Source organism: Microbulbifer sp. CnH-101-G (assembly GCF_052466775.1).
In genome coordinates, this window is record NZ_CP174292.1 from 2,735,333 (window position 1) to 2,748,054 (window position 12,722).

10 protein-coding genes are annotated in these 12,722 nt (G+C 44.4%); 3 read left to right on the forward strand and 7 right to left on the reverse strand.

All coding sequences use genetic code 11. From position 1 onward, the window contains the following. Positions 1-18 precede the first annotated feature (18 nt). The 5 genes from ACJJID_RS12045 to dcd form a co-directional block, all read right to left on the reverse strand. Positions 19-1,413 carry an ATP-binding protein gene (locus ACJJID_RS12045; protein WP_444919697.1) on the reverse strand — a complete coding sequence of 465 codons (1,395 nt, stop codon included), beginning with the start codon at positions 1,411-1,413 and terminating at the stop codon, positions 19-21. A gap of 59 nt (positions 1,414-1,472) precedes the next feature. After that, the gene (locus tag ACJJID_RS12050; protein WP_444919698.1) at positions 1,473-3,617 is read right to left on the reverse strand and encodes a hypothetical protein; all 2,145 of its coding nucleotides are present in this window, start codon (positions 3,615-3,617) and stop codon (positions 1,473-1,475) included. A gap of 2 nt (positions 3,618-3,619) precedes the next feature. Then, positions 3,620-4,426, reverse strand: a complete 807-nt coding sequence (locus ACJJID_RS12055) for a TnsA endonuclease N-terminal domain-containing protein (protein ID WP_444919699.1) — start codon at positions 4,424-4,426, stop codon at positions 3,620-3,622. A gap of 753 nt (positions 4,427-5,179) precedes the next feature. Then, positions 5,180-6,388 (reverse strand): NAD(P)/FAD-dependent oxidoreductase, encoded by a 1,209-nt coding sequence (locus ACJJID_RS12060; protein ID WP_444919700.1) that lies wholly within the window; start codon positions 6,386-6,388, stop codon positions 5,180-5,182. A 28-nt stretch (positions 6,389-6,416) separates the two neighbouring features. Then, entirely contained in the window at positions 6,417-6,986 is a 570-nt protein-coding gene (dcd, locus tag ACJJID_RS12065; RefSeq protein ID WP_152454498.1) for a dCTP deaminase, read from the reverse strand. A 219-nt stretch (positions 6,987-7,205) separates the two neighbouring features. Here dcd and imuA point away from each other — a divergent pair, with 219 nt between their 5' ends. Both imuA and ACJJID_RS12075 read left to right on the forward strand, forming a co-directional pair. Next, positions 7,206-7,913, forward strand: a complete 708-nt coding sequence (gene imuA / locus ACJJID_RS12070; RefSeq protein ID WP_444919701.1) for a translesion DNA synthesis-associated protein ImuA — start codon at positions 7,206-7,208, stop codon at positions 7,911-7,913. Between the two features lie 21 nt (positions 7,914-7,934). Next, positions 7,935-9,107, forward strand: coding sequence for a Y-family DNA polymerase (locus ACJJID_RS12075; RefSeq protein WP_444919702.1), 1,173 nt, complete (start codon positions 7,935-7,937; stop codon positions 9,105-9,107). A 22-nt stretch (positions 9,108-9,129) separates the two neighbouring features. Here the strand turns inward: ACJJID_RS12075 and tfpZ are convergent, their stop codons facing one another. Further along, positions 9,130-9,873: a TfpX/TfpZ family type IV pilin accessory protein gene (gene tfpZ / locus ACJJID_RS12080; protein WP_444919703.1), complete on the reverse strand. Its 744-nt coding sequence runs from the start codon at positions 9,871-9,873 to the stop codon at positions 9,130-9,132. A 111-nt stretch (positions 9,874-9,984) separates the two neighbouring features. Further along, positions 9,985-10,509: a pilin gene (locus ACJJID_RS12085; RefSeq protein ID WP_444919704.1), complete on the reverse strand. Its 525-nt coding sequence runs from the start codon at positions 10,507-10,509 to the stop codon at positions 9,985-9,987. A gap of 373 nt (positions 10,510-10,882) precedes the next feature. Between ACJJID_RS12085 and pilB the strand changes: the two genes are divergently transcribed. After that, a complete protein-coding gene (pilB, locus tag ACJJID_RS12090; RefSeq protein ID WP_444919705.1) occupies positions 10,883-12,595 on the forward strand; it encodes a type IV-A pilus assembly ATPase PilB in 1,713 nt (570 codons plus the stop codon). Positions 12,596-12,722 lie beyond the last annotated feature (127 nt).

The following is a 12,722-nucleotide window of genomic DNA, read 5'->3' on the forward strand; positions in this document are numbered from 1 at the left end:
CCACATATGGGGTGAAACTTACTTTGAGGATAGATGCTTGATCGGATTTTTAAATAAAACTCCCATTTTTTTTAACTCAGCTTCAGGATTCTCTGCAATAGATGCTCGCCTTATCAAGTCTGGATCTTTAATAAGTTCATTTAAGTCACCAATAGATTGTAAGTAAGATAGCTTCTGATGAAACTCATGGTGCTGGGGGCGATTTAAATCTCCAGGGATAATCATAACTTCTGATGTCGAAGTATCTATAGATTTAAATGAAATTTCACTAGTTTCGACCTTAGACCTATTATTACTCTTTTCCCTTCTGATACGCCGAAATTTTTCAAGCCTATTTATCCTTGCTTCATCTACAGATTTTTTGGAGAAATTTATAGCTTTCTTTGCTGCATACTCCAGGACATATTCCGTTATAGACTCGTTATCTGAACCAATTACTAAACGCTGAGATTCCCTATAAATTCTTACAGCCAGATCCATATTACCAATAGATAGATCATATAATTTGTCACTAAGAGATTTAGTTAAAGGAGTTTTTTCCTTTGTCCATTGCAACACCCAAAGTTCTTCAACAAACATGCTCCACTCCTCATCATTCTTCATCAAGTCCATAGTAAAAGAAGCTTGACTTTCTGCACGCCTTGCTGTCTTTAGAGTTTTCCCTAATAACTTGTCAAAGGGAGGGTTTGCACACAGAAGAATGGGAACTCCCAATTCATTCATAAGATTATGAAGAAACCCCAGAAATTTATCTTCGCCTCCAGCTTTTGCCAAATTTAAATGCTGCATTTCATCTATTATTATGACACCTAAAAAGCTAGACTTTATTTTAGCTTCAATTTGCTTAACAAGTAGATCACTCATTTTTTCTGGCTTAGTCTCTTCTCCTCCAAGCTTTCTATCAATTTCCAATAAAATCTTAAGACAAAGGGCTCTGATACTTGAATTTTCTGGGCAATCTACTTTAGCCCATACTACTTGCTTAATATATAAAGGCTCACCTTGGTATTTACGATGCTCAATAACTTCTGGAAAACAATTTAAAATCTGCTCTAGCATACAACTTTTTCCGACACCGCTTTCCCCAAGTAAAGTTATACCACTCCCGTTAGATTTGAAATAACCTGTTCTAGGAGCAACTTTAGATCGTTGGTCTACAGGGTAGTGTAAATAGTTCATGGTTGTCGGCGACAGGGGATTCTTGCTTGAATAACCTTTCTTAATCGCAATTTCAATTGCTCTAAAGCATTCTAGATATACTGGAAGAGGCTGCCTTAACTCATCGATTCTTGTAAGGTATTCAATACGCTCGAAAGCACTCAATTTCCTCTCGCTTTCAGAAAATGGAGGATAGCTACTTAATTTTTCTACCAAATCCTCATCTTTCAATTTTTTTGGTAATGCTTCGATCAAGGGGTTCCCCCGATGCTCCGGGAGTATTGCAATGTTATACTCTGCATCATTTACACCCCTCACTGGTTCCGCCTCTTCCTTTTTATTAATGAGACAGCTTCATTTTTCCTTTTTGACTCTAAGTTCTGATCATCGGGATATAGTTCTGATTTCTCTTCTCTAATGGATTCACCGTGTTCAATTCGTCTATCAAGAACCGCCTCTTTTCTTCGTGTTCTCATTCCCTTTATTCGCTCAGTCTTACTCTTATCTTGTATATCTTTTTTTGTTTCACTTTTTGCTACTTGGCTAACTAATTTACGTCTATTATGTCTTTCTATAGACTTTTTACCTGGTTTATTTTTACTTTTTTCTTTCTTTTTCCAATCTTTAAAATACAATATATCAGCTTGATGCTTATCACTAAGGCTTGCAGAAAACTTCATCAAGTTGCATTTAGTGAACCCTTCGCGCTCCTTAAGGCGAACATATATGAATGAAGAGTTATCTTGATCGATACGAGCTTCCATTTTCCAGCACTTGGTAGACCGGGCAAGCACTTTCCATTCTTGAAATTCTTCACGGTCACATTCATAGTACATATCCTCATTTAAGCGGATACCTTTACTCGTCATAGATACTTCTACCGCAGGTAGAAGTTTAGCCCTTACTTCGGACTCCTCTGATCTACTTAAAGCATGTCGATGCTTTTTTAGATGGATATTCCAATAATTAAGCGGTGTAGGGGCCAATCCATTTTGCACTAACAAGACGGATTGTGCAGCTAAGCCGTCAAATAGAGAATTATTATGCTCCATAACTTCATCAATAAGTAATTTTGTTACTTCATCTAGTGTATATGTTGCATCGAGACGTGGATCACGATCACCTCGAATATAATGATGTCCTCTAGTTGTCCCTAATAATTCATGGACTAGATTTTTATTCAATATTTCGAATCTTCGTTCCACAATGCCTTTAAGATCGGCGCGATAAGGTGGAGCTATACTCAGGTGACCGATTAATGGAACGGCTAATTTTTCAGCGCTCTTACATATAAACTCCCCTCGATCGCAAAGCAAACGCTGGGGGATATGATGGCAAGGCCATTCATGATCTTCGATTTCGATACCGAACCTAGAGCAATAATTTTTCTTATCCGTAAAGCTATTGACAAGAGCTTGACGACCTGCACGCCAAGAAGCATATTCCATAGAAACGTGAAGCCCAACAATCATCCTGCTTTCTTTATCTACTACACAATAAACAGTAGGCCTACCTAGAACATGAGAGCGCCTAAATTCAGAGACAATATGAACATCCAGTACCGTTGAATCCAATTCAAAGCAACTTCCAGGAACTTCGGTATGATCTGTCGCAGCTCCTCTTAATCCACGCTTGTTTCTTTCAAAGTCACCCGCTGTAGTTTGCTTTCGGATTATTTCATTTTTTGGAATTAATTTTTTAATCCAATATATGAAAGTACGATATGATGGAACATTCGGCGACCTAGATTCACTCTCTGCCAGTATTAGTTCTTGTGAGTATAGCTCCTTCAACATTTTTTCATAAACTTGACTAAATGGAACTCGACGCCCTTTCAAGCCATACTTCTTCATCGCGAAAATAAAATTATTCTTATCATTTTCCGTAGTGTTAACCCCTTGATGTATTTCCATGCTCGGTGTAAGCATTCTTACTGGAGCTCCACGTTTAAGACACCCTGAAACCCTAACTCTTCCAGCTCCTCCAGAATTCTTGTAAGCAGGCAGGAGGGCATTTCTTTCTTGCCCACCCCTCCAATATTGATTTAATAACCTATATATTCTCTGAGCCCTTACCCCTTTACTTTTCGCCTGATTTACCAGAACTTTGCTTCTTTCTTCAGTAGAAATCTCAAGGAGAAAATCTGGATTTTCTATTAGCTCACTTATCAGCTCAATATTTCTATCACGTTTTTTAATATGAGCTTCAGGTATCAACCCCTCATCAGCTAGCTGATAGTAGGGAAGAGGACTAAAGTTTCTTTTCACAGCTCCTCCTTTAATCGCACACAAAAATCTGGAGCTATCAATCTTAATAGGCCTTCTTAAACCTCCAGATTCTTCAAGATTAAAAAGAACCAGAATATTTATATCATAAAAAAGTTCAAGAACACGATACACACCACTATCAACCCCATCAATATCAGTTACACTCCAAACACTGTTACGTTCAACTCGCATTTTTACCTACCGATTGATGAAAGAATATTTGTTATATCTATAACTCCAGACTCTACTATCGGTTTACTTAAGTCTACCTCAACTTTCTTAATGGCGATTAAATGCTTCAAAAGTACTAAAGCTTCATCGTTCTCAACATCTAAATTTTTACAAAATCCATTGCATATATCTTCGATTAAATTGATCCCAACATGTAATGTCTCTATGGCTTGCTTTTCTATATTTTCCTTAAATCTACGTCCTTGTCTATATACAGAGGTAAACCACTGAATATTTTTAGATTGAATAACCGATATTTCATTCATAGTATATATATGGAAATTTACCCCCAGAAGCTCCCACCAAATACGTTCAATTTCTAATTTTTCAGCTGTACGCTTTATTGATAGTTCTTGGGCTGATTTAACAGAGATAGCCTCATACCAAAAGTCGTTTTTATCTGTGCAAGTCAAAACAAAGTCTGTAGTCATGACATTGTATGATCCAGAACCAGGCACTTTTGGATGATTTATATCTAGATTCTTTGCAATCTTGATAGAAAAGTCTAAGGGGAGAAGGGGAAACTGTTCCCTTATATCGATTACTGAATCACAGTTTTCAACCAGATAGAAGAGACAGCTTTCGTTTTCTGAGAGGGTATGATGCTCTCTATTAACTTTAATACCCTGAATTTTTCCACTATTTCCCTTAGATTTAACATCCTGAACTCTCAGCCAGGGTTTGTATTCTTCTCCAGCTCCCAGCCCATACTTGTTTTTCAGAGCTCTCTGAAAATCAGTTAGCCTCTCTAACCTTCTGTGTCGCGCCAAAACTTTTCACCCCAATCTGATTTATGACTAAAGCATTAACATCTTAGGTCTGTAAGATTTATTAATCCGATATCTATAGTATACATACTGAGGTCATATTTAAGTGGTTGTGTTCATCCTTATTCAAACATTATGAAATTTAGCAGATCTTACAAATTCGTAGGACCGCTATGCCTAAACCGTAGAGTGTTTCTACCTATTATAAATCTGATTTTTTTATGTTATATGATTTAAGGATTGTCTTGATAATTTCTTATAAAAAGAAAATATCTCATAAAATTTTCACCCAAAGTAAATCTACTATGAGTCATAGAAATAGGCTCTATGACTCATTTAATGGGTATTTTGTGAGTCATAGAAATAGGCTTTATGACTCATTTAATGAGTATTTTGTGAGCCATATAAAGCCTTACACAACTTCTGAGCTTGGCTTAAAATACGGAAGGCCTTAAAAGGTGGCATTCAAGTCAACAGTTTGCACTTAATATCTATATATAAGATTTGGTTTGTTATCGATTTTGAACTAGTAACGAAGGATATATTGTTATATTCATCCTCATTTATTCCAGCTGTATAGGCTGCACGACTACCTCTCCCGCTGAGTACACTCGCAGATGTGGCAATATTCAAACTTTATAATTAGTGTTCAAACTTTATTATTCAGTGTTCAAACTTTATTATTCAGTGTTCAAACTTTTTCTACAGTGTTCAAACTTTTTCTACAGTGTTCAAACTTTATTGTACCGGCACATATCAGGCGACCTCCCCCGCCGCGTGCCCAGAAGCCCAAGCCCACTGGAAATTAAAGCCCCCCAACCAGCCGGTCACATCGAGTACTTCGCCGACAAAATACAGTCCCGGTTGAGTTTTGCACTCCATAGTGCGTGAAGAAACCTGATCTGTATCTACACCACCGAGAGTCACTTCCGCAGTGCGATAGCCTTCGGTGCCAGCAGGAACCAGTGTCCAGGCCTGCAACTTGCCGCCGAGTTCCTGCAACTCTACTTCAGTAAACTGCTTGAGGGGCCGACTGTCGATGTGCCGCCGCTGTAAGAAAAACTGCACCAGCTTCTTAGTCCAAAGCTCGGCCAATACACTGTGCAAGTGAATCTCCGGGCTCTCGCGACGGCGCTGTTGCAGCCAATCCGCCAAATCACGATCCGGGGCCAGATCAAAAGTTACTTTTTCGCCCTCGCGCCAGTGGCTGGATATTTGTAAAACCGAGGGCCCACTCAAGCCTCGATGCGTAAACAGCATCTGTTCGTGAAAACTGCCCTCACCACAGGATGCCGTTACGGCCAGGGCACTACCGGGCAAACTATCTTGCCGTTCCAACTGGCGCTTATGCTGGGTAAAGGGCACCAGGGCCGCACGGGTGGGAATGATATTGAGTCCAAACTGACGAGCGATTTCGTAGCCAAAACCTGTGGCTCCCATGGTGGGAATCGACAGCCCACCCGTAGCTACCACCAAAGATTCACAGTGCACCGCCCCCAGACTGGTTTCCACCCGATAACCGCCCTGTCCTGACTCTATTGCGGAGATGGCACAGCGGGTACGGATCTGAGCTTTAGCTGCCCGGCATTCCGCCAGTAACAGATCGAGAATATCCTTGGACTTGTTATCGCAAAACAACTGGCCCAGGGTTTTCTCGTGGTAGGGGACCCCATGCTTTCCCACCAATGCAATGAAATCCCATTGGCTATAACGCGCCAGGGCAGACTTACAAAAGTGGGGATTGCGGCTGTAGAAATTTTCCGCACTGGTATAGAGGTTGGTAAAGTTGCAGCGGCCACCACCGGACATCAGGATCTTCTTGCCAACCTTATTGGCATGATCCAGTACCAGCACGCTGCGGCCGCGCTGGCCGGCTGTGGCCGCGCACATCAAACCCGCCGCCCCGGCGCCGATGATCAATACATCAACACATTCGGGCAGCTGGCTATTGGATACATCACTCATATGTTAGGGCTGCGCAATCACCCTGATATCAGGTACGAGGAAGGGTCACGCCACGCTGTCCTTGGTACTTACCACCGCGATCTGCGTAGGACACATCGCAAACTTCATCGGACTCAAAGAACAGCATCTGCGCAATACCTTCATTGGCGTAGATCTTCGCCGGCAGATTGGTAGTGTTTGAAAACTCAAGGGTCACATGCCCTTCCCACTCCGGCTCCAGCGGCGTTACATTGACGATAATGCCGCAACGTGCATAGGTGGACTTACCCAGGCAGATGGTCAGCACCGAACGCGGGATACGGAAATACTCCACAGTGCGCGCCAGGGCGAAGGAGTTCGGCGGGATAATACAGTACTCCCCTTCCACATCGACAAAGCTGTTCTCATCGAAGGTCTTGGGGTCCACCGTGGCCGAGTGCACATTGGTGAAGATCTTAAACTCACCGGCACAGCGCACATCGTAACCGTAACTAGACGTACCGTAGGAGATGAGTCTCTCGCCATCATTGCCATGGCGCACCTGGCCCGGCTCAAAAGGCTCAATCATGCCGTGCTGCTCTGCCATGCGGCGAATCCACTTATCGGACTTGATACTCACTCCGTCCCCCTGAAAACAATAGATAGATGCTCGAGATAGGTACTCGATAAAAGAGGCGGAATCATAGCGGGTTTGTGCTGTGCAAAAAAGTGCCAATCGACGCCTTTCGACCTTGTCGACAGATAGCAACTACTGTATAAATTAACAGGCAACTGTATGTACATACAGTTGCCTAGCTAGATCCGATAGAAGACTGAAACAAGAATGCGGGGTGGCAATGTGAATAGAGCTAAAAATTCTTTACAAAACAATCACTTGGACTGCCAAACCAGCCCCTCAATCCGACTGCGACACTTTAGAGGCAGGGAAGTCTCGCAGGCAGCCAATGAACCCGAGAGCCCAGGCGCAGCCACCGGTTTTGCTAGCCTGGACGCCCTACTCAAAGACCACGGCTGGCCGCGCGGGGCTACTACTGAATTACTTGTCGGCCAGTCAAGCGCCAATGAACTGAGCCTCTTGCTACCCCTACTGGCTGAGCTGACGCAAGAGGGGAAGATGGTGATTCTAATCAAACCCCCATTTACCCCTTGTGCCACAGAGCTTACCAAGTATGGTGTCCAGCTGAGGCACCTTTTAATAGTCCACCCCCGTGACAAGAGAGACTGCCTCTGGGCCATAGAGCAATCCCTGCAATCCGGCGGCTGCAGCGCAGTTTTGAGCTGGCAGGGCGAGCAGGCAATAAGTTATAGAGAGCTACAACGCCTGCAGCGATCCGCCGAAGCTAGCAGCTGTTTGCACTTCCACTTCCGTCCCCAGTCAGAAGTCCCCCAGCCCTCGCCTGCCACGCTACGACTACAGCTGCATAGCAAGCCAGAACAGCTTGCCCTCAGGCTACTGAAGCAAGTGGGTGGCCCTAGTGGTCAACACCTTCAGCTAAATCTCCTGCAGAACAGTACATCAAAACAGCATCACCTAGCCCTGCACTAAGCGGCATCTAAGGAACTCTCCATGCTCTGGCTCTGTATACGATTTCCCAAACTTCACCTGGAGGCGCTCACCCGCGCTCAGACGCCAGAGGAAAGAAGCCAGCCATTGGCGATAGTGGAAAAGCAAATCATAGTGGAGACAAATAAAGCCGCCTTCGAGTGTGGAGTCATCCCCGGCTTGAGTAATGCCAGTGCTCGTAACCTATGTCCAGGTTTACAGATATTGCACCGTGATAGAGAAAGAGAGCAACGGCAGCTAGAAGAACTGGCCCAATGGGGACTCAGCTTTACACCTATGGTTTCTGTAAAGGCTGCGGAACTAGAACATGATAACCACCACCCACGGCTTTACCTTAAGCTGGATCACTGTTTAAAGAATCATCGCGGGCTGAGAGCTCTGCTGGATCAGCTTCGGCAGGAACTTTCGCAAATTGGTATTAGCCACTATCTGGGGCTTGGCCATAGGCCCGGCACAGCGTTGCTACTTAGCCAGCTACCAATGCATCGCCAATGGCTACAACACGCCTCTTCGCCACCAACGCCACAGCAATGGAAACAGTGGATCAATGATACTCCCTGCAAACTACTGGAGTGCGATAACAAAATCTTAGAAAAGCTTGATACCCACGACTTCAAGTGGATAAATCAATTACTGGCAGCGCCTATATCGGATCTTGAAGCACACTTTGGCCGTGCATTTATTGATTATCTAGCTCAGCTTAACAGTAACTGGCAGGAGACAGTTCCTTGCGATCTACCGGAGCTACGCTTCCAAAAGGGATTATTTTTCTCAAAACCATTGGATACGTTAAGACAACTACTATTGACTTGTTCTGGCATGCTGCAGGAACTTTGCGATCAACTTGAATGGCAGGAGGCCTATTTTCTGGAGCTGCAATGGCAGCTAATAAGGGTAGATGGGCGGGCAACCAACATCACCATGGAAATCTCTTCTTCCCATATAGAAGTACGAGATTTAGTTACAAGAATCAAACTTCACTTTGAACAAGTTAATCTAGAGAAGCCAATTCAAGTTTTACACCTGTCTTACCATCGAATTAATTCTGCACCGCAAGCAATGCTAAACTGCAATTGTTTCGAAAGTAGAAACCTACATAAAACAAATGACAGCCAAAAACTTATAGATAAATTAAAAGCACGCCTAGGATCTCAAGCCCTTTCATTTTCCAGTTAATGTGCTCTGAAAAACCAACCTTTCACGCCCAAGGGTTGAGGTCGACAACCGCGATCACACTCACCTCACCCGAATCATACAGATGAACCAGAACAACTACAGGCTTAACATTCGCCCAAAGTGGCAACCAAGCATTCGCTTGCGGCCACTGCTTTAAAGCTAACTCCACTTCTTCAGCAGAATTAAATTTTTTCAGCTCAAACAGAGAGTGAGCCTTCTTCTGAATCTGTTTCGATGAATTGTTTAAAGGCTGATACAGATAGGGACGATGCTGAAGGTCCAACCCGGAAAAAACTGCCTCCACTGTAATGTCTGACAGTTGCTGTTGGTCTTTTGGACGCTCCACAGCAACCCAGCGAGGCCCCCATAACGATATATGGCTATATTCATTTGCGACCTTCTCTGGATAACGCGTATCCAAATCCATTTCCCGAACGGCATCAAAGCGGTCAGCACTAAACACTAGCCAGACAGGGCGCCCCTCAGCAACGGTGTTGAGCCCGTATAATAATGCCGCTATCTGTAAAACACCGATAACAGCCAAATCGATTTTAAGCGTTTTCTTACCGGCTTTGTAAACGATCAAAGTCAAAAGTGGCCCCAAAACTACATCAACCGCAAGCATCAGGAGAAATATTTCTGTAACCCCCATCGCTACAGATAACGGCCCCGGATACCAGATATAAAAAACTAGTATGAGTGACACCAGAGCTACTAGCGATGACAATAGCAAGTGCAGAGAAAAGGCTTTGAAACGCTCAAGCATACCACCAACCCAAAAACAAGATATAAAAAACGCCCGACACTTACGTTACCGAGCGTTTTAACTTGCCAATTCCATCTAAGATGGTTATAGCAATTACATCAGAACTACTACTTAGAAACGACAGTTGCCCGGTACATATTTGAAAGCTGCAGCAGTTGCATTTACATGACAACCCCAAACTACCGGAGCACCTGCGGCGAGTGGGGCCGCAGGCAAGCCTGTTGCAGGAACAATAGTGCCGCTACCTGGGACCAGAACAACAGTCGTACCCAGTGCAGCTGCTAATTGGCCAGCATAAGTAATGGTAATAGCACCTTCGTTAGCGGCAGGTGTAGTAACATTAGCAACTCCCGCAATAGCTATAGAGGCTACATTAGAACCAGCGGTATATTCATAACCATAGTCGCCCGCTGTAGCCGCACCTGTACCGACATAAGGTGCAATAGCACCTGTGTTACGTGTTGCAAAAGTTTCAGTAACTGCATTTTTTGCAGAAGTGGCCAAGGTCAGGCCTTCAGAGATCTTGGTGCGGATAGTGTAATCCTGGTAAGCAGGCAGTGCCACTGCCGCCAAAATACCAACGATCGCTACCACGATCATTAATTCAATAAGAGTAAAACCCTGTTGCTTTTTCATTGTAACCGTCTCCATACAGACTTTTTAAATAGATGAATCCCGTGAGGATGTCGGCAATCAAGATACAAGCTTTATGCCAATTTTGACAAGCTCCTTCTGAATCGTGCTATGTCAAATGAGAGGTGGATCAAGAGACTGTATTCTCTACATACTCTTCCACCCATGATTGACACAAGCCTAGAACGAATGACAAAAGTTGTCACTTATGGACAACTAGCGGAGATTCTAAACCGCAGCCTTTTCATTTGGCTGCCGCGAAGCATTTGGTTATATTTGCCCCCACCTTCTCGAAACTGGCAAGCATTGTTTTAGATTAAAGCGTTAACAAGCAGGCTCCATAGGTTCAGAGCGCTGCAAACAAGATGGGCTACCCATGGAAAACCTCCAGCTTAGCGGCCTGGCAAAACGCCTGGTGGCTGACCAAATACTTGATGAAAAAACAGCCAGCAGCGCCAGCAAAGCGGCTAAGCGCGAGGGGCAAACATTTGCCCAACATGCGATAGAAGCTAAACTCGTTAAAAGCCGTGAACTTGCGGACATTGCTTCATTAGCTTTTGGCTCGCCGCTGTATGACCTGAGCAGCTATAATTTTGAGCTAATTCCCAAGAACGTCGTTGACGAAAAGCTCATAAAAAAACACTTTGCCCTCCCTCTCTATAAACGTGGCAACCGCTTATTTGTAGCAGTAGCTGACCCAACCAATCTATCAGGGCTAGACGAGTTTAATTTTAATACCGGTCTTAATACCGATGCGGTATTGGTTGAAGCTGACAAACTTGCTAAAGCAATTGAGAGTTACCTCTCAGACAGTAGCGATATGAGCACCAGCCTTGAGGGTATGGACGATGAAGCCCTTGATGCTCTGGAAGTCGCCGGTGGGGAAGTAGAAACAGATAGCGATAATGAACCCGGTGGTGATGAAGCCCCGGTGGTACGCTTTGTCAACAAGGTACTCCTTGATGCCATCCGCACCGGAGCCTCGGATATACATTTTGAGCCCTATGAAAAGTCCTACCGAGTTCGGTTTAGGACGGATGGTGTTCTGCATGAAATAGCCCGCCCCCCTATTCAGCTTGCGGCTCGACTATCTGCACGCCTTAAAGTCATGTCTAAAATGGATATCTCAGAGCGACGGGTTCCCCAGGATGGTCGCATCAAGATGAAACTATCCAAAACCAAGGCGATAGACTTCCGCGTAAACAGCCTTCCCACTCTATGGGGAGAGAAAATTGTATTGCGGATTCTAGACCCCTCTTCCGCCAAACTGGGGATTGATGCGCTGGGCTATGAAGATGAGCAAAAAAAGATCTATATGGATGCGCTGGCCCAGCCTCAGGGCATGATACTGGTGACCGGCCCTACTGGTTCAGGTAAAACTGTCTCCCTCTACACCGGCCTTAATATCCTCAATACCCCAGAGCGCAATATCTCCACCGCAGAAGACCCGGTTGAAATCAACTTGGAGGGAATTAATCAGGTCAACGTGTCCACCAAAGTGGGACTCAACTTTGCCGAGGCGTTACGCTCCTTCCTGCGACAAGACCCGGATATCGTAATGGTAGGGGAAATACGAGATTTGGAGACAGCCGAGATCGCCATTAAGGCTGCCCAAACTGGGCACTTGGTACTCTCTACACTGCATACCAACTCGGCTCCCGAGACTCTCACCCGCTTGATGAATATGGGAGTTCCGACTTTTAATATCGCCACTTCGGTGAGCGTGATTATTGCCCAGCGCCTGGCAAGGCGACTATGCAATGAGTGTAAGAAGCCTATCAATTTGCCCGAGGAGGTGTTAGAGGCAGAGGGCTTTGGGTCTGTAACCATTCCTAAGAGCGACTGGACGATCTTTCAGCCCGTAGGCTGTGAGCACTGCTCCAAAGGCTACAAGGGCCGCGTAGGTGTGTATGAAGTGGTTCGCATTACTGATGGCATTTCGAGAATTATAATGGAAGGCGGTAACTCGATTCAGATTGCTGATAAGGCTCGTGAGGAGGGCTTCAACAACTTAAGAACATCCGCTCTCCGCAAGGTGATTATGGGTATCACCAGTCTTGAGGAGGCAAATAGGGTAACGAAGGATTAGTGATTTTATTTTCCCTCAATTCCGCCAGCACAGACCACGGTCCGCAACTTACCGGGGATATTGAGTTTAAAATTTTAACGAAATTTATAAGTCAGCGAAATACGCCACTCAACAATCGCTGGCCTCA